The sequence below is a fragment of the Flavobacterium sp. 270 genome (assembly GCF_004368785.1).
GTDB lineage: Bacteria > Bacteroidota > Bacteroidia > Flavobacteriales > Flavobacteriaceae > Flavobacterium.
In genome coordinates this window covers 1-25257 of record NZ_SODM01000009.1, presented here as the reverse complement: position 1 = coordinate 25257, position 25257 = coordinate 1, and the positions used below count along the sequence as shown (strand labels likewise).

Sequence of the window (25257 nt, the reverse complement as noted above, 5' to 3'; positions counted from 1 at the left end):
AATAAGTTAATTTATTGCGCATCATAAACCTCAACTTTTGAGTTTGGAATTTTAAGTTCATTTGTTGGTGACTTCAAACAAACTTTACCACAATAAACGGGTTTATTAATATTACTTTTTTTAATTTCTTTATCAAATTTTATATACAGCTCGACATTTTTATTTTTCTCAAAAAATGATTCGAAACGATTCATCAATTGATTATTAAAAACACGTTCTTCCATTGGATCTTTTAGATGATCATTTTCATCAACCGTTTTACCATCCAACAAATCAACCCAGATTCTAACTTCTAATTTTCTGTTGAATCGGTCTTTAATAAAAATTGCCATTGTCTTTGGGATACCTTTGCCATATACTATATCTGTCAAAAACTCTAGACCTGCATTACTTTTATCTATTACTTCACCATTAAGAAAAGGAATATCAAAATCGTAAATTTTAAAGTCCGGATTATTGGTGCCAATAGTATAATGATATCTCTTAAGAAGATTTTTAAAATATGTATTGCTTATTTTATTATCATCTATTTCTTTCTGAACAAAAGGTAAAAAATCATTGTAGTAGGATTTCATAACACTTTTGCGGTCAAGATTTTTACTAAAATCGTTCCAGTCTTCATCAAAAGTTTCGTGTGCTTGATAGGTCCCTATTTCTTTATAACCCGCACTACCTCCCATCCAAACTGTTATCATGCCAAGTGGGGCAATTCCAACTTCGAGAGTATTATATGCTTTTTTATACTCTTCGCCATCAGGATAAAAAGAGGTGCCATAATCTTTCTTAAATATTTCATAGATCTTTTTTTGAGGTAACTCAAAATCTCCCGTATAAAATTTATTCTCGGTATAAGAGAACCAGGTTATCTCCATACTTTCTGGTACTTTTTTATTATCCTCTCCCACTACATAAGAACTGTTGCTAAACCCCCAAGTCCCTCTAAGAATTTCTCTGCTTGGTATCCAGACACTAGTACTGTCTGATAGTATAAAACTGCCATTAATTACTCTCATAGGATAACACTCATCGGCGCTTACTGCCGAACTCCATTCAAATTTTTCTATTTTTACAAACATATCTTTTTCTTGTTTTTTACAGCCCAAAACAATTATTAAGAGCACTACCATTATTATTTTTCTGTATTTTTTCATATTCTGTTAACCTTTTATGGGTTTTCTATAAGGTTTACCATCTTTATATCGTCCTCCTTTACCTAAAGCGTTTGAGGTTGAACGGTGGAGGTATTTATTGCGGATCGGTTTTAGATGCTCTTCCCGAATTGTAGCTTTTAAACTATGTGCGCCATCATTTTTTAAAGCATAGTTTATTAAATTTTCCTTCGCGAAAACTAAATCATCAGGCACTCTATAAATAGCATCTTTACTTCCTTCTATCAGCGTTTTATCAAAGTTTAAACCGTGTTTCTCCGCCATTTTTACCATGATAACCAGCCCAATATACTGGTAACTGTTTGGTATGCCTGTGCGAGTGCCTCCGTAAGGTTTTCCGGCTTGTTCACTTTTCATTGGGTAATTAAGCTGTTCTGGTGTGTACCATCCTTGTTCCAGTAAAACTTTTTGGATATTTTTAAAATCGGGTTCATCTCTAAAATACCGTGTTTCGTTTTCTATCTCGCCATAACCTCCGCCTACATCACTGTGTGCTCCTGGAATTTCTAACTCATAACCAACTCCTGCTGCAATTGAATGTTCTATGGTAGTGAGGGAAAAGTTTTCTCTATACTCATCTGCAGCTGTAAGATGAAAGACCTTCTTAACGCCTTCCATTTTTAATTTTAACTCATCGACATCATTCTCAAAATCTTTGTTAACTGCTCCAGTCACCAAACTATGCGCATCATGATAAGACGAAACAGTATCGAATAAACCTGCAAATTTCACAGAAAAATTAGACGATTCTATATCGTATTTATCCTGTATTTTATATTTAAGCGCAATAAAATGGCGAGCTGCAGCAGCACCACGGCTAAAACCAAAAACGGTTAACTCTATTTCTTTTATGAACTCTTTTTCTGTTATAATTTTCTTTTCGGTTAGTTTTTCAATATCATTTTTAATTTTCACAAAAGCCTTATTCACTTTTGCGGGAATTCCTGTTTTTCCGCTGCCAAAAGCATAACCATCAGTATCATCAACTTGATAATCTTCCGTTCCTTCGCCTTCTAAGTATATTTTTATTTCTTTGTTTTTATTATCTGCAATATTCATTTGATGTAAAATGGCAATATTTGAGTAGTAATTATCATAACTACTGCCATTTTCTTTATTCTTTTTATACGCTTCTGCAGCTTTTGTTTCTTTAGGAGTTAATGGGAGTCCTTTTTTCTTTTTTTCATAAACTAATCTTGCATCTGTATTATTGGAGTTATTTAATGTTCCGTCAAAAAATACATTTATATTCACTTTTACACCTTTTTTATTTTCTGGCTTTTTAAGTTTGTCAGGAATATGAACAACCATTGGGCTATTGCTCTTTGGCCTTTCGACTCTCTTTACCAAATTGTTAAAAACTTTAAGCTGTATTTTATCTTCAATTACATCAATTTTGCCTTTGTACTTAACTTCAGCATAAAACTCATGCATGTCTTCATTAATATAATCCTTATCATTAAGTATTTTTTGATACAATTTTAAATTATTAAAAAACAGTTCTGATTTTCCGTATCTATCAACTCGGGTTGTTTTACAAGTCCCCATATTTCTGGATTTTTTATCATGACCATCAAGACCTTCGTCTTCCCAAATAGTTACTTCAAGTGTATCGCCTACAGGAATGTTGAGTGTATGAATATATAAACGCACATTATCCAGATACGCAATTGCTCTACCGTTTAAATCTTCGTAATATTCATCTTGCCATTTAAGATTTTGAATACTTGGCTTTCCTGCTATAGGAATTAAATCTAGTGTAGTACTGCTGGATATACCAAATGCATCTGTAAAAAATACTTTTATTGTATATTCTATTCCTAAACTGCTCTGGTTAAAAGTAACTCCTCCATCATTTCCTAAATCTAAGATTTGCTTCCCTTTTTTTAGCAATTCCCAACGTTGTTTTACAATTCTTGAGAGATCTACTTTTGGTGTATTATTTGCATTTGGATCAATATAAAGTTCAATTTTTTTCTTTACGTGGGGGTCAATTGTTGACATTAATGTATAAACATTTTTACCTAGTACAGGTCTTGTATCTCCTTTTATATAAAAACTCATAATTATTTATTTTTCAACTTCAGGTACTCCGTTTAACTCGTTTTTAAATTCAGATATATCCACTAATGGATTAATAATATTACTTATCATTGGATTGGCTTTCATAAAATGAGTTTTAGTTAATTCTGCTTTTTGTCCATTTTTTGTAATACTGATGCAATCTGTTGTTCCCATTGGACACGTTGCTTTACTATCTTCAAGCAATATTTTGCCATTATTAGATAAAGTGACTTTTTCATAAAAATTACTCCACTTTGTAATTTGTACCACACATGGCAAATAATCATTTCCTGATGGTTGTTTTTTACATTTCCCAAAAGTATTCTTCTCTAATGTCTGACCAATTTCTTTACTAGTTGCAATGAGTTTACTTTCGCTTTCGTGATCATTTGCAAAATGTTTTTTTTGGGTCAAGACTTTTAAAATATCTGTTTGTGGTGCTACACTAAACTGACATTTAAGGGTTGCACCTTGTACTACTACGTGTTTTTTTGCCATAATAAAAAGTATTAATTTGTATAACAAATCCTATGTATTTAGCTAATATAGTACTTTTAAACAAATAATTGATATATTTTCCTACAAAATTATATCCGCAGAATTATATAATGATTGCATAAAAAATCACAGATAACGCAATAAAAGATACTTTAGAATAAAAATTTTGTGATGTTTGATGAAAAATCGACTTGTAAATTCGTAATTTTACATTTTAATCTACAACGTTTTCGAAATGAATCCAAATATTGAAACTAATCCGTTATTAGAAAGACTTCCGAAGCATTTAAAGCAATTTATCAAACCTCAGGATTACAGCGATTATACGCCAATAAATCAAGCGGTTTGGCGCTATGTAATGCGTAAAAATGTTGATTATTTATCTAAAGTAGCGCATCATTCGTATTTGGATGGATTGAAAAAAACCGGAATTGAAGTTAACTCGATTCCAAGTATGTACGGCATGAACCGAATCCTGACCGAAATTGGCTGGGCTGCGGTTGCAGTTGACGGGTTTATTCCGCCCAATGCTTTTATGGAATTTCAGGCTTATAATGTTCTGGTTATTGCTTCTGATATTCGTCAGTTAGAACATATCGAATATACACCCGCTCCGGATATTATTCACGAAGGTGCCGGCCACGCTCCTATTATAGCTAATCCTGAATATGCTGAATATCTGCGTCGTTTTGGCGAAATTGGCTGTAAAGCGATTTCTTCTCATAAAGATTATCAGATGTACGAAGCGATTCGACTGCTTTCTATTTTGAAAGAAGCCGAAGATACGCCTCAGGAAAAAATTGATGAAGCCGAAAAAGCTGTTGCTGATTTACAAAACAATATGGGCGAATTGTCTGAAATGGCCCAAATTAGAAACCTACATTGGTGGACAGTTGAATACGGTTTGATTGGAACGGTTGAAAATCCTAAAATTTACGGTGCTGGATTACTTTCTTCAATTGGAGAAAGTGCGTGGTGTATGACGGATAATGTGAAGAAAATCCCTTATGATATTTCGGCAGCAAACCAAAATTTTGATATTACGCAATTACAACCTCAACTTTATGTTACGCCTACTTTTTCTCATTTAAGTTTGATCTTAGAAGAATTTGCTAATAAAATGGCGTTGCGAACTGGCGGAATTTCCGGAATTAAAAAATTAATTCAGTCCAATGCTTTAGGAACTATTGAATTGAGTACGGGTCTGCAGATTTCTGGAGTTTTCACGAAAGTGATTGAAGAAGAAGGCAAACCAGTTTATATTCAGGCAACTGGAAAAACGGCATTATCGTACCGAGAAAAAGAATTGGTTGGTCACGGAACTTTAACACATCCTGACGGTTTTGGAAGTCCGATTGGGAAATTGAAAGGTTTTAATCTTGCGATTGAAGATATGAGTCCGATGGATTTGCAGGCTTATAGTATTGTTGAAAATGAAACTGTAAAATTGGAATTTGAAGGTAATATTATTGTTGAAGGTGAAATTATTACGGGTTCCAGAAATCTTCACGGAGAAATTATTCTAATTAGTTTTAGAAATTGTACCGTTATGCATGGCGACGAAATTTTGTTTAAACCCGAATGGGGAAATTACGATATGGCCATTGGTAAAAAAGTCGTTTCGGCATTTTCTGGTCCAGCTGATGTAAACAGTTTTGATTTGATTAATAATGTACCGAAAACGACCACTATAAAAGCAAAACATTCTGATGAACGTGATGATTTGGAAGTTCTTTACCAAACTGTTCGTTTAATTAGAGAAAATAAAGACTCTAAAACTGAACTTAAAAATGTTTTTGAAAAACTAAAAGAAAAGCATTCTAATGATTGGTTGCTTTCTGTAGAAATTGCAGAACTTCTGAAAGATTCTAATGAAACTCAATTATTGCAGGAAGTTTTAAATCATTTGGATGTATTGAAGTCTAAACGTCCTGAAATCGCGCATTTGATTTCTGGCGGTTTGGATTTGATTTTTGATGATGTTTTGCCACAAAGACACTAAACGTTAAGTTTTTTTGTTTCTCGCAGATTTGGCAGATTTAGGTGATTCTCGCTTTTTTTGTCATTTCGACGAAAGGAGAAATCACACTCGTATATCTATAAAGATTGACATGATACTATATGGAGTTTCTAGTGTGATTTCTCCTTTCGTCGAAATGACAATACTATGAGTATATTATTATTGGATAATAAATATATTAATATGCAATCTGTTCCTCGCAATGACTAAGATTGGCAAAAAACCTTTGTCGCTTTGTTACTTTGAGCCTTTGAACCTCTACTTAAAGCTTCAAATCATTAGAAAAATCCTTATCAGACTCAATTGTTTTTCCATTGTATTGCAATTTCCAACCCATTGAATTTGTCAAAATTAAAATCTTAGACAATTCGCTGATTAATCTGTTTTGGGCATTGGTTTTAAGAGAAGATTTTTCGATTTTCTTGGCAAGATTTGCTTTTACAGATTTGTTGATTTTATTGTAATCATCTCCTGTAAAAGGATTTAGTTTACTTTGTTCTACGTCGTAAAACTGAATATCAGGATTGATTTTTATTTCTTCTTTTGGAATATTTAGAATGGTGATTGTTTTGTTTTTTTCGTCAATATCGTATTTCATTTGATGAAGGTCGTAGGCAACGGTAACATCGGCATTTACGACGATCAGCGCTTTTTTCTCAAAAGAAATCATATCCATTAAATATTTCTGTTGATTTTTATACGTGATTACTTCAGAGAAATGTCCTTCGGTGACAACCAATTTTCCAACATTTAAGATTTGCTGCTGAATTAAATTGGTATTATAATCGATTGTAGAATCGTCGTCTTTTTTGAACTGACAATATTTGAAAGCCAAAATTATGACTAAAACAATGATTCCTACCCCTATAACTCTTTTAATTAAATTTTGCATTCTTCTAAAATATTTAGACCAAATTAGTTATTTTTTTAGTTTTGTTTGCCACTAAATATTTCTTTTTTTGCCACGAATTGCACTAATTAACACTAATTTATTTTATCTAAAATGCAATTTCTCGAATTTTATTTTTGAAATTAGAAATAATACAAACAAAAAAATCCGAGGAAATTTGTGCAATCGTTGCAAAAGAACATCGCAAAAAAACTAGAACGGATATCCAATCGCAATATTCAAAATTAGATTGTCTTTTCTCCACGGGCCGCTTCCGAAATTAATTTTATCAATTACCCACCTTTGTCCATCTGGAAGTGAAGGATCTCTAAGCGGAAATGCTAAATCGGTTCTTAAGACTAGAAATGACAAATCAAAACGTAAACCTGCACCTGCACCAACGGCAAGCTGTTTCATAAAATCTTTTGTGATTTCGGCTCCAGGCTTATTTGGGTCGGCATTTAGAAGCCAAATATTTCCGGCATCTACAAACAATGCGCCTCGTACAATACTAAAAAGTTTTGCCCTGTATTCTGTATTAAATTCAAGCTTTAAATCTGCCGATTGATCTGGTGTATAATTTAAGTTCGTCGATGGCGGAATCACATAACTACCTGGCCCTAAAGTTCTCGCTCTAAACGCACGGATACTATTGGTTCCTCCTACCACAAATTGTTTTGATGCTGGCAGCGTACTCGAATTTCCGTACGCATATCCTATACCAACTATTACCCTGCTCGCCAATTCGCTTTCTTTTCCTAATTTTAAATAATGCCTAAAATCAGTTTTAATTTTTACGTATTGACTAAACGGAACATCAAATATTGTCTTTTCTTTACCTTTATCCACGTTTGCACCTGTTACTAAACCAGTTATATTTCCGGCGAGATCCAATTCTCCATTAAAATAGAACGTATTTTTTTTACGCTTCTGCATTGTATTAGTAAACGTGTAAGAATACGTTGGACCAAAAATCAATTGTTTTTCGATCACTTTTCCTAAAGCAGGATCTTCTAAAATATCTTCCTGATATTCCGGCGTTACGTTATTTGGGCTTACATAAGTGATATCAATTACATTTAATTGATGTTCTTTACGAACGTTTTCTTTCCATAAATAACCAAATGAGGCATTAAACGAATTCAACGCATACAATTCTGTTCGTTTTTGATATTCATAACGTAAAGTGGCTTTGGTTCTGGGCACAAACTCGCTGTTTCCTTGAATATGAAAAAAAGGCACTATAAATCTTGGCCAGGTTAAACTGGTTTCTGCTCCGAGTTTATAAATGTTTTTCCCTTTATTTTCACCGCCCAATTGAAAATCAGCACCGCCAAAAATAGAGGCTGTAAACAATTCTGCTCCTCTAAAAAAGTTTCTGTTATTCCAATTCAGATTAATTTCAGAACCGGTATAACTCGCCGAGTTGGTTTTACCCAAAACCTCAACTCTAATAAACTTTTTAGGGAGTAACGTAAGATAATAATACGCATCTAAAGTTTTTGGAATGCTGTCTGAGGGTTTAAATTCGTTTTTTACAAAACTAAATGTTCCCAGATTTACAAATCGGTTTAAGGTAAGATTATGATCTTTTCTGTTGTATAAATCGCCTTTTTTAAAATAAATAGTTCTGTCAAAAATCCTTGGCTTAAAAGTATCTGCCGTATCAATAATCGTAAAATCATTGTATTGTGTAATGTCTTTTTTTCTGTAAACCACACTGTCGTTGGACAATGAATAATTAGGATAAACAAAGATTTTATCAATTTTATAAGCCGTCAAAGCTTTTACTGGGGCTTCGTCTTTTATGACCAATCTGATTTTAACTTCATGATCGCCTTTGCTGCTGTCCACTTTTGCCAGAATGTAATCCGGATTAAAATAAAAATATCCTTTTTCTTTTAGTCTGGCGTCAATACGTTCTCTTTCTGCTTTTATGAGTTCCAGATCATAAGGTTTTCCCACTTTTAATAAACTGCGTCGGCTTGATCGGGCAATTATTTTAGACATTTTTAGCGAATCGTCTGGAAAAGTCACACTTTTTATAATGTATTGCTTTTTTGGTGTAACGGTATATTCTGCCGTAACTCTCTTATTTCTTACCGTAGAATCTGCACTTACGCGAGTTTTAAAATAGCCGCGGTTTTCTGCAAAATTTCTTAATACTGAGGCGTTATAATCTAAATCTACTTTGCTAAAAAGCACTGGCTCTTCTCCTACTTTATTTCGAAGCCAATATCTAAACCCTTTTTCTTTTTTGGGTTCGCCGGCAATATTATAAATCCATAATTTTGGTCTTAATCCGAGGATTTTTTTATTGGGTTTTGGACGCAGTAAACCTTCCATTTCGGTTTCTAATGCTTTTCTGTCTTTCTTTTTTATAACAGAATCTTTTACGGTTACAGAACCGCCTGTATATAATAATTCACCTTCCGGAAGATATTTGGTATTGCTGCATCCAAAAACAAAAAATAAGGACAGCAGTACAAAATACTTTACATATTGGGTTTCTATATGATTATGTTTTTTGTTCATTTCCTTTAATTTCATTTTCCGGTTGATTTTCCTTTTTTTCTTTATCTTCTTTTTCTTTTTGTTTCTGTTTTTGCTTACGAAGTTTTTCTTCTTTAATCAATTGTTTTTCTTGTTCGGAACGATGAAAAAGTTCTCTGAATTTATTGTAACTCATCGTGATAACAAACGCTACTCCGGTTTCTACTACCTGACCTTCTACCGCAACCTGATATTGATTTTTTCTATAAGCTCTTACCACATATCTGCCGTCTTTTGTAAGCTGATAATCCAGTGCGACGTCGCCGGCAATATTAGTGCTTTCTTCGTTGGCGCGGTCTTGTCCTTCCACTCCAAAACTGCTTCCTACGGTTACTTTAAGCCTGTCATCCAGCAATCTTTTTGAAACCGCAACATTTAGATCGGTTCTGTTTTCCATAGCGCCAGAAGTGTAATCTTCAGTAGATTCCAAATCAAAATTGACTTCAAAACCAGTAATCAATTCGCTGGCAAGATTATTCAATTGCTGCGAAAGAATTTTACTTACACTTGCTCTTGCCAGAGATTCTGCATTAGTACCACCGCTTTCGCTAGCAAACGGATTTTCACCCACAAATCTGCCTAATAATAAAAGGGCAAAAACCTGTTTATTCATTTCATCTGGATCTTGTTCCAGCTGTTTTAATTTGGTTTGTGTAAGTTCTACAATATCAGACGAAACGTCGTAATTTCCGTCTGGCAAATTAATGCCGAATGAAATTTGAGGCTTCATCAATTCTCCGTTCATTTTTAATAAAGTCTGAAACGGAAGTTTTTGTTTGTATGTATTTCTTTTAGACTGATCATCAGTTCCTAATTGATTTCCCAACAAATCTATCGGCGCCGTGTTTACTCTATAAATTGCAGTAATATTTACATTTGCCATTGTCGGCTCGCCATTCCAGGTAATAAAACTTCCTTTTTGAAGTTCGAATTTTCTTTTAATTCCGTTGAAATTCATTTCATACGCACCTTCATCAAACAGATATTTACCAACCAAAGTCGTTTTACCAGACTGATCAATTCCTCCCACAAGTTCAGCTTCACCTTTTAATCTTAGGTAATCACCGTTTCCTTTATCAATAATCAAATTCAGTTCTGCTTCTTTATCAATCGTAATTCCAACATTTACATTCATACCTTTCAACTCCGATTGGTTGAGTTTTTCTTTCATTGCAACAGTTTGTTTCAGATACATATTATCTTCATCAACAAACTCTACAATTCCTTCTCTGTCTGCAATCGATGGATCTGACTGAGGCAAAACAACGGTAAATTTGGTTTCTTTATTGATTTTAATTGTTCCGTCGATAACCGGACTGTCAAGATTTCCTTTAATGTTTAATTTGGTGTCCAGAAATAAATCTCCGTAGAACAAATCATTGTCTTTTGCTTTAGAATTTATGGCTCTAAAATCATTTGCCTGAACTAATAAATCGAAATTGAAATTTTTAAAATCAGTTGATTTAATATCTCCGTCTACAAACAATTCATTGTCATTTTCGTCTAAAAGCGAGAATTTATCAAACGAAATGCTTTCGTTATTAAAACTGATTTTTTCTTTCTTGATTTTAAAATAAGAATTAAGCTGTGTAACTCTAAATGCAGCATCGTTAAAGTTTAATTCTCCGTTAATTTTTGGCGCTGCAGTATTTCCTGTAAGTTTAAAATTTCCTGATAAGTAACCGCTTCCTTCGGTAATATTATCCATGCTAAAACCTTGAATACTTTTGATGTTCAGTTTATTAATAGCGACATCAAAATCAAAAGTTCCGGCATCTAATTTATAATCTCCGGTAAGGTTTACATCATTTCCTTCGTCGCTTAATTTTACATTTGCTGCGAGTGTATTATTGGTTTTGTTATCGACTTTTACTTCAAGATCGCCGACTTTTTCTCCTTTAAAAGTAAAATCATCAATTTTTAAATCAGAGGTAAAAGTGGGTTTTGTCATCACGTTTTCTACCAATGCCGAACCATTTATTAATCCTTGCATTAATAGTTTGTCTTTCTTGACGATATTCAGAATGGTTTCAATTTTGAAATTCACAAAATCAACTTGCAAAGGCGCATTATCCTGAGTTCCCTGAGATTGAATTTTTAATTGATTCCCCGCATTATCCAAATAAAATTTATTGATATAAAGTCTTTTTCCTCCAAACTCTACTGCATTTTCGGGATCAATGTTCCATTGATCATAATTAAGTACAAAAGTTTGGGCATCAATTTTAAAGATGTTTTTGGCATTTTCGCTTGCTAAATTTCCGGCAATATAATATTGTTGTTTTTTCTTCGCATCCTGAACTTCAAGCGCGTAAGTCAAAATGTTATTTTCTACTTTTCCTGATAAACTGGTAAACGGAATTTTTAGCGAACCGCTTTCTATCGTGGCAACAGAAACCAAATATTCCAGCGCATTTTCTTTTGCTTCGATATTAATTTTGGCATCAGAAATCGTATTATCTGCATAGACAATTCTCGGGATTTCTCCTTTTACTTCTAATGAATCTGTTTTGTTGTTGTATTTTCCAGTAATGGTAAAAGGCTCTAAACCTGTAAGTTTTGGAACCAATTTAAAAAGTATTGGATCATTATCTACTTTTAATGTAAAAGCTAATCGCTGTTCGTCTGACTCGTTATTTACTTTTGGAGTATGAAGATCAATATATTTAGAAATTGATTTTTTAATTGAATTAGTAAGTGTTGTCAATTTGTATTTTCCAACAACTTCGGCTTTCAAAAATTGAGACGAAATTTTAATACTGTTGCTGTCTTTATTGGCAAAAGCCAAAACTCTAATCGAATCTAAAACAATTGGTTCTTCTTTTTGCAAGATTTGAATATTAGACAAAAATACTTTTCCGTTTAGAAAATCAGGATTACTGTTGGCAATATCTGCGTCAATATTTCCGCGTAATTTCATTGGACCGGCATGAAGGTTTAGTTTTTCTAAATCGGCAATATCCAGATTCAATTTTAATTTTATGCTCGGATATTTGTCTTTTGTGTCGCCACTTGCTGTTAGATCAAAATTTAGGTTTGGATCTTTCATTCCGGATTTTACGGCAAACGAACCATTTTCTATATTTCCTTTTAAGGCTAAATCTCTATACGTATATCGATTAAAAACGGCTTTCTGAACCAAGCCATCAATTGCTGCGTCAGCCGTTTTTGGGTCTAAACCTTTTCCTTTTACTTTCGCTTTAAGCGTAATTTTTCCGATCGAATCGTTTTTGATTAATCGTCCTAAATCAAAATCCAAAAGATAAACAGAAGCATCATAAACTTCCCGTTTTTTTACGCGCTGATCAAACATTCCATCCACTTTTGCATTTCCAAAATTGCTGTTTAAAGCCAGATTCGTTTTGAAATTCTGAAGCGAACCTTTAAATTTTCCGGTCAAATTTATTTGAGAAGGCAATTGAATGTTTTTCGGAATTGTTCCCGCCGGCACAAACGTATTGATGTCTTTTGATGTAGTTGAAAGTTTTTTGATGTCTAAATCAAAATAGGATTTTTTAGCATCTGGCAAGCCTTTAATTTTCCCCGAAAGGGCCACTTTTGTAGCACCGATACCACTCATTTCAAATTGCGGAATATTCAAATCGCTTACTTTTCCATTAACTCGCGTATTCAAATACACGATTGCATTTGGATTGCTTTTAAATGGATTTTGGTTTTGCAATGTTGGCACAAAAAGCAAAATATCTTTAAATCCAATTTTAGATTGTTTTAAATTGGCGTCTATCGAAAGGTTTTCGATGTTTTTAGAAAGTGATGCAATTGATGGATATCCGGCTTTAATCTGATTTTGAACCAGTGTTTGCGGTGTTCTTAAATACAAATTATTCAGATACGCATTTTTTGGACCGTAAAAGAAGTCCGTTTTCAGAGATTGAATTTGCAAACCGCTTTTATCGTTTACCGTTAAAGTTTTTATATTTCCAGAAATGGTGTCATTTCCGTAATATAATTTTTCGGCTTCAAAATTGAATTTATTCAAATCAAGATGTTTGTAATCAATTCCTTTTACAACAGGTTTTGACTGCATATCATCAAATTTAAACGCGATATTTTCCAGATCAACATCGTTGAGTTTTACTTTCCAGCCTGTTTGTTTTATTGCTGTGCTGTCGAGGTTTGGTGCATTGATCTGCTTATCTTTTGCACCCAAACGTAGATTTCCTTTAAGATTTTTAACTTGAAAAGTATCAAAATCCAAAAGCTGTTTATTAAGATCGATTTCATTTACTGTTAGATTTAAGTTTCCTAATTGTATTCCAGAATCTAATCTGGAATCTTTGTTATCATATAAAATATTGATTTTAGACAAAGCGATTTTGCCTAGTTTTAGTTTGAAGTCTTTTCGTTTTGAAATAGTATCAACGGTTTTTACAGAAACGACTGCAATTTGTTCTACAACATCTTGATTTAAAACCAATTTAAGTCCGTCTAGAGTAATATTCGGAATATTAAAATCCATTTTGTCCAAATCAAATGTTTTGAATTTAGTATCAAAATGAGTCAGATTTACACGAATATCATTTTTAGAATAATTGTCTTTAAAATTGAATTTGATATTGTCCAGATTGACTTTTACGACGGATATTTTAAAAGGTTTGCTGTCCGGATCTTCCTTTTTTGGTTCTTTAGATTCGAATGCTTTTATGATGTAATCAAAATTGAAAACGCCGTTTTTATTTCTGGAAATATTAGCTTTTGTGTCTTCTAAAGAAACAGAATTGATTTCGAGTTCACTGCTAACGAGTTTAAACAAATCAACATCGACCACTAAACGTTTACCAGCCAGCAAGGTGTCTTTTTTTTGATCTTCAAAATAGAAACCTTCCAGAACTACGTCTTTTGGAAATTTGATCAGAATTTTGTCTAATGCAACTTTGGTTTTTATTTTGTTATGAAGGTACGTTATCGCCTTATCTTTAGCGAAATTCTGAATTGACGGTATTTGGATTAAAACGGTAAGAAGAAGTAAAAGTGAGACTACTGAAACCACGCACCAAAGCAGTACACGTAATGTTTTTTTTAGAAAATGAGTGGTTTTCTTATTCATACGTCAACAAAACACATTAGATTAATTGCTTTGGAAAAAGCTGGGATTAGACATCTTACAAAATTGTAAAATTTTAATCTTAACAATTTACATAATTATTTGCAATTATTCTAAAATTCACTGTTAAATAGTTAATTTCTTACTTTTGAAAAAGCAAAATTTAGACAGTGTTTTTTAAACGACTTGTTGAGCTTTTAGAATGTAATATGAGGTTGTTTTTCTTTTAAAAGATTAATCTTTTGCTGTAGTTTGGCAAGGAATTTTTGGTGCTGTTCAGATTCAGGATTGAAACTTCTGTGACGAAGGCTTTTTTGAATTTCATCTATTTCTTTCATTACAGAAACGGCATCTTCTGAAATGAAATTTTCGCTGAAAAGCTTCCAGATATAATCTATCGCAATTGGGTTGGGATGCAGCATATCTTCGGCATAAAAACGATAATCGCGAAGTTCGTCCATCATGATTTCGTAAGAAGGAAAATATTCTGATTTTAGATTGTTGTCCCGAAGCGTCGGGATAGATTTTAGATTGGAATGCAGTGCTGTAAAAAGATGTGATTTGCTTAACTGATTTTCTACGAAACCATCTTTTATATGACGCACAGGCGAAACCGTAAAAATAAAGTTGATTTCAGGATTTAAACCCTGAATTAATTGGATTGTATTTTGAATGCTTTTCTCTATAACCTCAGCTGATAATAATTCTTTTGAAAATTGCTTTTGAGGTACTTTATGGCAATTGGCAACAATTTCTTCGCTTTCTAAATTTCTGTAAATCCAGGAAGTTCCGTAAGTGATAATAATATGTGTTGCTTCTTTTAGCTGTTTGTTGGTTTCTGTAACTGCTTTATTGAGCGTTTCCAGAAATTCTTGTCTATCCGGATTACTTAAATCGGAATGCGCTTCAAAACTTTGCCAACGCTCGTTGTGAAAGAAAACATCTTTTTCTTCAAACAATTTCTCGTTGCAGATTCTGTCAAATAATTTCTCTATCGAAACCGGATTAAAAATAATTCCGAATGGATTGGTTTCATTCTGAAACTTAAAATAATCGAATTTATCCGCCATATTTTCTGCAAAACAAGAACCAATAGAAAGTATTTTCGAATTATAATCGATTGGGCTTTTACTTACTGAAATTGGAATTTGAGTTCTGAATTGCATTGTGTATAGTTTTACACAAATTTCGTTTATTTTTTAGAAACAAAAAACCCAAATATAGCATAAGTAAAATGCTTTATTTGGGTAGTTTGTTTTATAGAAATAATCAATTCTGTTAAGACAGAAGTAAATATGACTTATAATTAAATTTAAATACTAGTAAAAATACTCACTAGTACCTAAACTTTCAGTTCCCTTATCAACTTCTTTAGTTGGGTATCCTTGATCATTATAAGTAAAAGTACTGTTTGTCCACATACTGCTTCCTGCTGTATCTGTTAAAATGTTAAATTTAATTCCATTTCCTTCTCCGTCAGCAAATGCAATCTTATCCATTCCTAAAATATTTTTCGCAGGATTATTTTTAGTGTCATACGTATACTTATGAGTTGGTGAATTAGTGCTGGTAATTTCACTTACTTCGCCATTTACAAATTTAACTGTACCTGTTCCAGAAGCAATAGTTTGAGAAATATCATTTCCTGAATATCCTTTTACTGAAATTGTACCATCAGTATTATAAGTATAAACTTCTTTATAGCCTCTTAATACTGAATTTCCATCCTCTACTTCATATTCAACTCTTACAAAAGTTGATAGTTTTCCATCAGCAGTGTATGTAAAAGTATTTACTTGCTCTGATTTTCCATTAGGAAGTTTGAAATCAATTTTTGTAATTAAATCTCCAGTATAAGTATAATTCAGATTGAAGAATCCAGAATCATCTATTGCACTTACTATTTTATTACCATCATATTTATAGTTAATAGTAGCTTTATCACCTTCGGGACTTGTGATAACTGTTTTTTTAAGCAAAACAAGATCAGAACTTGAAGAAGAATCATCACTTGAACAAGATGTTAATAATAGAGTCAAAGCTCCAAAAAGGCATAAAATTTTTTTCATTTTTAATGATATTTGTTATTACCGCAAACGTAATACAACCTTATATGAAAACCTTACGGGATTCCACATTGACACAAATAGTAAATAATTTAAGCCCTTTTTAATGCATTATTGACAAACAAAATAGTACAGAAATACAAAAAATACTGCTTTAATTCTACTTGCAAAAAATTTACATTTTTAATAACTAAAAACTAATTCACAAACTAAAACAATTGCTTACTTTTGCATCTTCCATTTTTTTAAAATCACTTATGAAATTACTATATTCTTATATAATCAAACACAAAATGCTATTGTTTTTTGCTTTGATTATGGCTACTATTAACATCTGTTTCAGCTTATCAGACTCTATTATTACCGGTAAATTAATGCAGGATTGCGGTGTAGGACTGCATAAATATGAAGGAAATGCAGCTGGATTTATCAAATCTTTATCATTTTGGCTTGGACTTTCTCTTGGTGCTGCCATGATTTCCAGAATTACCAAAAACTTTCAGGATTATTTTACCAACATTGTCATTCAGAGAACTGGTGCACAAATGTATACAGACGGTATTAAAAAATCCCTTGATTTACCTTACGCCGAATTTGAAGATCAACGAAGCGGCGAAACATTAAGCAAATTAACCAAAGTACGTTCTGATTCAGAAAAATTAATTACACTTTCGATTTCTTTGATTTTTCAAACTATTATTGGGTTTGTATTTGTAATTCTCTACGTTTCGAGAATTGATTACAGGATTTCAGTAATCTTTTTAATTACAGCGCCAATTATTGCTTTGGTTAGTTCTTATTTGGGTAAAAAGATAAAAATCGTTTCTAAGAAAATTGTCAATCAAACGAATGCATTGGCAGGTTCTACAACCGAAAGTTTAAGAAACATCGAACTTGTAAAAAGTCTTGGTTTAACCTATCAGGAAGAAAAACGTTTGAATTTAAATACGTTTAAAATCCTTCATCTTGAATTGGAGAAAATCCGTTTCATCCGAAGTTTAAGTTTTATACAAGGGACAACCGTTCACTTTTTAAGAACTTGTGTCGTTTTTACTTTGTATTATTTCTTGTTTGGAGGAAAAATTATTGTCGGAGATTTATTGACGATGGTATTCTTTACTTTCTTCATTTTTGGCCCTTTACAGGAATTAGGAAACTTTATTATTGCATTGAATGAAACTAAAGTTTCTATGGAAAATTTCAGAGTTTTATTAAATGCTCCAAAAGAATTTCGCCCTACAAATCCAAAACATGTTGGAGCAATTCAATCTTTGCTTTTTTCTAATGTGAGTTTTCAACATAAAACAGCAAAATTTAAAGCTGTCGAGAATATTAACTTCGAAATTAAACAAGGACAAACTGTTGCTTTTGTCGGCCCGTCTGGTTCCGGAAAAACAACTTTAGTAAAATTATTAGTTGGATTATATGTTCCGGCAGAAGGTCAGGTTTTTTATAATGAAATTGATTCAACCGAAATTGATTTACTAGATTTAAGAAAACAATTAGGTTTTGTAACCCAGGATGCACAATTATTCTCTGGAACGATCCGCGAAAATTTATTGTTTGTAAAACCAAATGCAACCGACGAAGATTTATATGATGCTTTAAAAAGAGCTTCTTGTGAGAAACTTTTAAAACGTGCCGAAGATGGTCTAAACACCACAATCGGTGAAGGCGGAATTAAAGTTTCTGGTGGAGAAAAACAACGCTTATCTATCGCAAGAGCGATCTTAAGGAATCCAAACTTATTGATTTTTGATGAAGCTACTTCTGCTTTAGATTCTATCACTGAAGAAGAAATTAATGCTACTATTCGAAATATCTCTGATAAAAACAGAATCACGGTTTTAATCGCACACCGTTTATCAACTGTTATGCATGCTGATCGAATTTTTGTTTTAGAGCAAGGTAAAATTATCGAGCAAGGTAAACATGAAGATTTAATTGTTGAGAGAGGTTTGTATTACGCTATGTGGCGTCAGCAGATTGGGGAGCGTAAGTAGAAGTTTTCTTTTTTAATCTCGCAAAGACGCAGAGTCGCAAAGTTTTTTTTAGCTTTGCGACTCTTTTTTTTTAAAAGTTTTTTTAGAGATTACTTACTACTCTTTTTATACCCAATTTAATGATTGGAACATTAAAATTAATCAATAAACCTAATTTCATTTTTGTTATTTTGAGATAAGTTAAAACTTGTTTGGCACGAATGTCTGTGAGTTGTTCAATTGATTTTATTTCTAAAATTACTTTATTTTCAACTATTAAATCAGCTCTAAAACCGATATCCAAATTTATTTGATCCCAAACTACAGGCAATGTTTTTTGTCTTTCTACACTCAATCCTCTTTTGGTTAACTCATGATATAAAATAGCTTCATAAACAGATTCTAATAATCCTGGTCCAAGTTTCACATGTATTTTATAACAAACATCTACTACAATAGCAGAAATTTCATTCTCGCTCATTCTTAAAAAAATTAAAGTAAAAACTTACAAATATAATTTTATAAAGCTTAAAAAAGGCGCAAAAGCTTAAAAAACTTTGCGCCTTTGCGTCTTTGCGTCTTTGCGAGATTAAAAAAATTACTTCACAAAATCAATAGCTTTAGAAAGAGCCTCAGCAATTCCTCCAGCATTTTTACCTTTTCCAGAAGCGAAGAAAGGCTGTCCTCCTCCATTTCCATCAATGTATTTTCCTAGTTCTTTAATTACTGCATTGGCATTTAAGCTTTTAGCTGCAACTAATTCTTTAGCAATATAACAGTGAATATTAGGCTGACCATCCTCTACAGAAGCTAAAAACACAAACGAATCTGGTTTTGAACTTCCTAAAGCAGAAGCCAAATCTTTCGTCGAAGCCATGCTTAAATCAACTTGTTTTGCAAGGAAATTTACACCGTTTACTTCTGTGAAATCTTTTTCTAATTCAGATTTTAATGCACCTACTTTTTCTTTAAGCAATTGCTCAATTTGTTTTTTCAGTTTTGCATTATCATCCTGAAGAGAAGCAACCGATTTTAAAATATCCTGTGGATTTTTAAGTGTTTCTTTTATTTCTGCTAAAGTATTTTCCTGATTTACGTAGAAGTTTTTCACTGCATCTCCGGTAATTGCTTCGATACGACGAATTCCAGCTGCAACAGCACCTTCAGAAATAATTTTGAAATGCCAGATTTCAGCAGTGTTTTTTACGTGAATACCTCCACATAATTCTTTACTGTCACCAAATTCGATCATACGAACATTATCTCCATATTTTTCTCCAAATAAAGCCATTGCGCCTTTATCTAAAGCTTCTTTAATTGGAATATTCCTGTGTTCTACCAATTGCAATTGCGCTTCAATCTGCGCATTTACAGAAGCCTCAACTTGTTTAATTTCTTCGTCAGAAACTTTACTAAAATGAGAAAAGTCAAAACGTAAATAATTTGGATTTACTAATGAACCTTTTTGCTCCACGTGTGTTCCTAAAATGTTTCTTAAAGCCAAATGCATCAAGTGCGTAGCCGAGTGATTTTTAGAAGTTGATGTTCTTAAATCGGTATTTACTTTTGCTACAAAACCTGCTTCTATATTTTCAGGAAGTTGTTTTGCGAAATGCAGAATTAAGTTGTTTTCTTTTTTCGTATCGATAATTTCGATTGTCTCATTTGCAGAAACCAATGTTCCTTTATCTCCAACTTGTCCTCCTCCTTCTGGGTAAAACGGTGTATTGTCCAAAACGATTTGGTACAAAATACCATCTTTTTTAGAATCTACTTTTCTGATACGGGTAATTTTTACTTCGTTATTCGTTTTATCATAACCAACAAATGTTTCCACATTTCCGGGAATCAAAACTTTCCAGTCTTCTGTAGAAACTTCAGAAGCAGCGCGAGAACGTGCTTTTTGCTTTTGTAATTCAACTTCAAATTCTTCTTCATTATAAGAGAATCCTTTTTCTTTTAGAATCAAAGCCGTTAAATCTTTTGGAAATCCGAAAGTATCATATAATTCAAAAACTTTAGCGCCCAAAACTTCTTGTCCTTTAGTTTCTGCAATTACGTTATCCAATAATTGTAAACCTTGATCCAAAGTTCTTAAGAAAGAAGCTTCTTCTTCACGAATTACATTCGTAACCAATTGTTGTTGTGATTTGATCTCTGGGAAAAATTCTCCCATTTGGTTTGCCAAAACTTCTACCAATTTATTGATAAAAGGTTCTTTTGTACCTAAAAAAGTAAATCCGTAACGAATAGCACGACGCAAGATTCTACGAATTACATAACCAGCTCCAGTATTAGATGGTAATTGTCCGTCTGCAATTGCAAAAGCAACCGCACGAACGTGATCTACCACAACACGAATCGCGATGTTGGTTTTATTTTGTTCTTCGCTGATGTTTTTAACTTCATCAGGCGTGTATTTTAAACCTGTAATTTGTTCTATTTTTTCAATAAGCGGTGTAAAAACATCGGTATCATAATTAGATGTTTTTCCTTGTAAAGCCATACACAAACGCTCAAATCCCATTCCGGTATCTACGTGTTGTGCAGGAAGTTTTTCTAAAGAACCATCTGCTTTACGGTTGAATTCCATGAATACATTATTCCAGATTTCAACTACTTGCGGGTGATCGTTATTCACTAAACTCTTTCCTGAAACTAAAGCTTTTTCAGCTTCCGGACGTAAATCAACGTGAATTTCAGAACAAGGTCCGCATGGTCCTTGGTCTCCCATTTCCCAGAAATTATCTTTTTTGTTTCCAAGGATAATTCTGTCTTCGTCGATTAAAGTTTTCCAGATATCCCAAGCTTCTTGGTCAAACGGAACATTATCTTCTTTACTTCCTTCAAAAACAGAAACATAAAGATTTTCTTTAGGAATTTTATAAACTTCTGTCAATAATTGCCAAGCCCAGTTGATTGCTTCTTTTTTGAAATAATCTCCAAAAGACCAGTTACCCAGCATTTCGAACATCGTATGGTGATAGGTATCAAAACCTACATCTTCAAGATCATTATGTTTTCCAGAAACACGAAGACATTTTTGTGTATCGGCTATTCTTGGACTTTTTGGTGTTCCGTTTCCTAAGAAATATTCTTTAAACTGGGCCATTCCAGAGTTATTGAACATAAGGGTTGGATCGTCTTTAAGCACGATTGGAGCAGATGGAACGATTAAGTGTCCGTTGCTCTTAAAAAAGTCTAAAAATTGTTTACGTACGTCTTGTGATTTCATATTTAAATTAGAAAATGTGTCTGTTTTAATGTGTCAATTTGATAATTAGACAATTAGATAATTTGTGAATTTTGATAATATATTAATTTCGAAATCGATAATAAAAAACTAATCGTTTAAAACAATAAATTCCTTATTTTGCGCATTATCTAATTATCTAATTACCCCAATTATCTAATTAACCTATGTTCTTGTAAAAAAGTCGTCTGGAACTGAAACATTTTCAATTTTATCCGACTAATTCATTTTACAAGGTGCAAAAATAGCGTATTTTAAAATATGGCGAAAGTAAAATATTATTACGACTCAGAAAATCTGGCTTATACAAAAATAAAAACCAGAAAAAGAATCAAAATTGGTTATGGTTTATTGTTTTTGCTGGCTTCGGCATTGTTTGGATTTTTAGTTTTTGTGCTTTTAATCAACACCCCTTATTTTGAAACTCCAAAAGATCGTCTACAGGCACGTGAAATCGAGAATTTGAAATTACAATATGACATTTTGAATAAAAAAATGGACGAGATGGATGATGTTGCCGAAGCATTGGAAGATCGTGACAATAATATATACAGAGTTTATTTTAATAAATCCGAGATTCCTGATTCTATTCGAAAAGCAGGTTTTAAAGATCCTAAAAGATATTCGAAATTAGAAGGTTACAACAATTCGCAGCTGGTATATAAAACTACAAAACGAATTGATAAACTTTATAAACAACTGGCAATTCAATCTAAATCATTAGATGAGATTTTGAAATTGGCGAGTACAAAAAAGAATTTATTGCTTGCGATTCCGGCAATTCAGCCTGTTCGAAATGAAAATTTAAAACGAATGGCTTCCGGATTTGGATACAGAACTGATCCTTTCACGAAAGTGCGAAAAATGCATAACGGAATGGATTTTAGTGCCAACACCGGCACGCCTGTTTATGCCACCGGCGATGGCGTTGTTGACAGAGCAGATGCCGCAGCGTCAGGGTTTGGAAACCATGTGGTGATCAGGCATGGTTTTGGATATGAGAGTTTGTATGCACATTTGAGCAAATACAATTGCAGACCCGGTCAACGTGTCAAACGTGGCGACGTGATTGGGTATGTTGGAAGTACAGGAAGATCTGAAGGACCGCATTGTCATTACGAAGTTCATAAAGACGGAAAAGTCGTAAATCCGTTGAATTTTTATTACGGAAATATTTCGGCTGCAGAATATGTGGCAATATCACATTTAGCCAACCAAGAAAACCAGTCATTAGATTAATACTGTAAAAAGTATTATTTTTGAATAAAATAGAAAAAAACAAATCATGCATATTGAGCTTTCAAAGGATAAAAGATATTATAGTATTGGCGAAGTTGCCAAAGCTTTTAATGTCAATGCATCATTGATTCGGTTTTGGGACAGCGAATTTGATATTCTAAAACCTAAAAAAAACGCCAAAGGCAACAGAATGTTTACGCCGGAAGATATTACAAATCTGCAATTGATTTATCATCTGGTTAAGGAAAGAGGTTTTACGCTCGATGGTGCCAAAACGCATTTAAAAGAAGGTCAGAAGAAAACATTAGATAAATTCGAAATAATACGTAAATTAGAGACCATAAAAACACAATTAAACGAAATTAAAAACGAATTATAACATATTCTCAAAATTAAAAACCAACTTAAATCTCAACAAATATGAAAAAATGGTTAATCCCCGTAGGAATTATTGTAGTCTTAATTGCTATTATTGCTTTCTGGTCTATTGGAATTAAAAACAATGGATTAAAATACAGCCAGGCTGTTAACAAAGAATGGGGAAATGTACAAACTGCTTACCAAAGACGTAATGACCTTATCGGGAATTTAGTAAATACTGTAAAAGGTGCTGCAGATTTTGAAAAATCTACTTTGACTGCCGTTATCGAAGCGCGTGCAAAAGCTACTTCTGTAACAATTGATCCAAGTAATGTAACTCCTGAGCAATTAAATCAATTCAATCAGGCTCAAAGCGGTGTTTCTTCTTCTTTATCAAGATTATTGGTTTCTGTGGAGCAATATCCAACATTAAAAGCAAACGAGAATTTCTTGAAATTACAAGATGAATTGGCAAGTACAGAAAATCAAATCCTGACGGCAAGAACTCGTTTTAACGAATCTGTACAAGAATACAACGGATACATTTTAGCAATTCCGAACAACTGGTTCTTAGGAAAATACAAAGAAAAACCATATTTTGAAGCTTCTACAGGTGCTGATAAACCAGTTGAAGTAAAATTCTAATAAATTCAATATTTTTGATTTCTGATTTAGATTCAAAGCCAATCTAAATTCTAAAATCTAAACTCTAAAATAATTGTATGTCACAAGTAGAAGATTTTTTAACTAAACAAGAAGAACAAGAAATTGTTGATGCTATTTGTATGGCTGAAAATAATACTTCTGGCGAAATTAGAGTTCACATAGAAAGTACAACTTCTAAAGTCCATTTTGATAGGGCTTTAGAAGTTTTTCATGAATTAAAAATGGATCAAACCCATCTTAAAAATGGCGTTTTATTCTATTTTGCTGTAAAGGATAAAAATTTTATTATTTGCGGCGACAAAGGTATTAACGATTTGGTTGCTTCTGATTTTTGGGATATTACCAAAGATAAAATGACCGCTCAATTTAAATTCGGTAATTTTAAACAGGGAATAGTTGATGGTATTTTGTGTGCCGGAGAACAATTAAAAAAATATTTTCCTTGGTCTGAAGGCGACACAAATGAATTATCAAACGAAATCTCTAAAGGATAACTAATGAAATTTTCCACTACTAATACCACAAATTCTAAAGGAATTTTTCGATTATCCTTTCTGTTAATTGCCTTTTTTACTTTTACAAGTATTTTTGCCCAATTTACAATTCCGGAAAAACCTAGTTTTCAGACTTCGGTTTATGATTATGCAAATGTTTTGAGCGCTGGCGAAAAATCACAATTAGAAGAAAAACTAATCCGTTATTCTGATTCGACTACTACTCAGATTGTTGTAATTACGATTGAAAGCCTTAAAGGTGAAGATATTGGTATTCTTACTCCTAAATGGGCACAACAATGGGGAATTGGAGGAACAGCTAAAGATGATAATGGGGTTTTAATTTTGTTGGCTAAAGACGAAAGAAGAATCTGGATTTCGCCAGGTTACGGTTTAGAAGATCGTTTAACAGCTGGTATTGGAGGAGAAATCACAAGAAATATCATCATTCCTGAATTTAAAGCCGGAAGCTATTATAACGGTCTTGATAAAGGAACCTCAGCTATAATTGATGTTTTTAAAGGAAAATACAAAGGCGAACGCAAACAACAAAGTAAAGGAAAAGATTTTCCTATCTTTCCTTTTATTGTAATTGTGGTAATTGTATTAATTTTGTTGTCTAGAAACAAACGTGGCGGCGGAGGAAATTCTGGAAATAGTGGCGGAGGACCAAGTCTTCTGGATGCGATTATTTTGAGTAATTTAGGACGCAGCAGTGGTGGTTTTGGAGGCTTCGGCGGTTCATCAGGCGGTGGCTTTGGTGGCGGAGGCGGTGGCTTCGGAGGCGGATTTGGCGGAGGCGGTTTCTCTGGCGGCGGTTCTGGCGGAAGCTGGTAAGGAATTTGGTTTCAGGTTTCAGGTTTCAGGTTTCAGGTTTCAGGTTTCAGGTTTCAGGTTTCAGGTTTCAGGTTTCAGGTTTCAGGTTTCAGGTTTCAGGTT

General features: G+C 33.0%; 17 protein-coding genes. 7 read left to right on the top strand and 10 right to left on the bottom strand.

All coding sequences use genetic code 11. The annotated features are described in order from the left end of the window. Window positions 1–11: 11 nt before the first annotated feature. Genes EV144_RS23315 through EV144_RS23305 form a run of 3 tightly spaced genes read right to left on the bottom strand, consistent with a single transcriptional unit; the run spans window position 12 to window position 3731 of the window. Window positions 12–1151 carry a DUF2931 family protein gene (locus tag EV144_RS23315; protein ID WP_134151553.1) on the bottom strand — a complete coding sequence of 380 codons (1140 nt, stop codon included), beginning with the start codon at window positions 1149–1151 and terminating at the stop codon, window positions 12–14. A 6-nt stretch (window positions 1152–1157) separates the two neighbouring features. Then, window positions 1158–3233 (bottom strand): phospholipase effector Tle1 domain-containing protein, encoded by a 2076-nt coding sequence (locus EV144_RS23310; RefSeq protein ID WP_134151552.1) that lies wholly within the window; start codon window positions 3231–3233, stop codon window positions 1158–1160. Window positions 3234–3239: 6 nt separating this feature from the next. Then, on the bottom strand, window positions 3240–3731 hold the full coding sequence (locus tag EV144_RS23305; protein ID WP_134151551.1) for a DUF4280 domain-containing protein: 492 nt from the start codon (window positions 3729–3731) through the stop codon (window positions 3240–3242). A 235-nt stretch (window positions 3732–3966) separates the two neighbouring features. Between EV144_RS23305 and EV144_RS23300 the strand changes: the two genes are divergently transcribed. Then, on the top strand, window positions 3967–5733 hold the full coding sequence (locus tag EV144_RS23300; RefSeq protein ID WP_134151550.1) for an aromatic amino acid hydroxylase: 1767 nt from the start codon (window positions 3967–3969) through the stop codon (window positions 5731–5733). Between the two features lie 280 nt (window positions 5734–6013). On the opposite strand, the gene EV144_RS23295 is transcribed toward EV144_RS23300, so the two are convergent. The 5 genes from EV144_RS23295 to EV144_RS23275 form a co-directional block, all read right to left on the bottom strand. Next, window positions 6014–6643, bottom strand: coding sequence for a DUF4230 domain-containing protein (locus tag EV144_RS23295; RefSeq protein ID WP_134151549.1), 630 nt, complete (start codon window positions 6641–6643; stop codon window positions 6014–6016). Between the two features lie 210 nt (window positions 6644–6853). Continuing rightward, the gene (locus tag EV144_RS23290) at window positions 6854–9175 is read right to left on the bottom strand and encodes a BamA/TamA family outer membrane protein (RefSeq protein WP_134151548.1); all 2322 of its coding nucleotides are present in this window, start codon (window positions 9173–9175) and stop codon (window positions 6854–6856) included. Next, window positions 9159–14261 (bottom strand): translocation/assembly module TamB, encoded by a 5103-nt coding sequence (locus EV144_RS23285; RefSeq protein WP_134151547.1) that lies wholly within the window; start codon window positions 14259–14261, stop codon window positions 9159–9161. Before EV144_RS23285 ends, EV144_RS23290 begins: the two co-directional genes overlap by 17 nt. Window positions 14262–14455: 194 nt before the next feature. Further along, entirely contained in the window at window positions 14456–15424 is a 969-nt protein-coding gene (locus EV144_RS23280) for a GSCFA domain-containing protein (RefSeq protein WP_134151546.1), read from the bottom strand. Window positions 15425–15577: 153 nt separating this feature from the next. Next, window positions 15578–16327, bottom strand: a complete 750-nt coding sequence (locus EV144_RS23275) for a hypothetical protein (RefSeq protein WP_134151545.1) — start codon at window positions 16325–16327, stop codon at window positions 15578–15580. Between the two features lie 254 nt (window positions 16328–16581). Here EV144_RS23275 and EV144_RS23270 point away from each other — a divergent pair, with 254 nt between their 5' ends. Further along, the gene (locus tag EV144_RS23270; protein WP_134151544.1) at window positions 16582–18327 is read left to right on the top strand and encodes an ABC transporter ATP-binding protein; all 1746 of its coding nucleotides are present in this window, start codon (window positions 16582–16584) and stop codon (window positions 18325–18327) included. An 82-nt stretch (window positions 18328–18409) separates the two neighbouring features. On the opposite strand, the gene EV144_RS23265 is transcribed toward EV144_RS23270, so the two are convergent. Together EV144_RS23265 and alaS are read right to left on the bottom strand one after the other, a co-directional pair. Further along, a complete protein-coding gene (locus EV144_RS23265; protein WP_134151543.1) occupies window positions 18410–18787 on the bottom strand; it encodes a GxxExxY protein in 378 nt (125 codons plus the stop codon). A 117-nt stretch (window positions 18788–18904) separates the two neighbouring features. Beyond that, window positions 18905–21541, bottom strand: coding sequence for an alanine--tRNA ligase (alaS, locus tag EV144_RS23260; RefSeq protein ID WP_134151542.1), 2637 nt, complete (start codon window positions 21539–21541; stop codon window positions 18905–18907). A 279-nt stretch (window positions 21542–21820) separates the two neighbouring features. On the opposite strand from alaS, the gene EV144_RS23255 reads away from it, so the two are divergent. From EV144_RS23255 to EV144_RS23235, 5 genes are all read left to right on the top strand, one after another. Beyond that, entirely contained in the window at window positions 21821–22798 is a 978-nt protein-coding gene (locus tag EV144_RS23255; RefSeq protein WP_134151541.1) for a M23 family metallopeptidase, read from the top strand. Window positions 22799–22844: 46 nt separating this feature from the next. Beyond that, on the top strand, window positions 22845–23177 hold the full coding sequence (locus EV144_RS23250; protein WP_134151540.1) for a MerR family transcriptional regulator: 333 nt from the start codon (window positions 22845–22847) through the stop codon (window positions 23175–23177). 41 nt (window positions 23178–23218) lie between these two features. Continuing rightward, window positions 23219–23803, top strand: a complete 585-nt coding sequence (locus EV144_RS23245) for a LemA family protein (protein WP_134151539.1) — start codon at window positions 23219–23221, stop codon at window positions 23801–23803. A 77-nt stretch (window positions 23804–23880) separates the two neighbouring features. Continuing rightward, window positions 23881–24318 (top strand): TPM domain-containing protein, encoded by a 438-nt coding sequence (locus EV144_RS23240; protein ID WP_134151538.1) that lies wholly within the window; start codon window positions 23881–23883, stop codon window positions 24316–24318. A gap of 3 nt (window positions 24319–24321) precedes the next feature. Next, window positions 24322–25155 (top strand): TPM domain-containing protein, encoded by an 834-nt coding sequence (locus tag EV144_RS23235; protein WP_134151537.1) that lies wholly within the window; start codon window positions 24322–24324, stop codon window positions 25153–25155. Window positions 25156–25257: the final 102 nt, after the last annotated feature.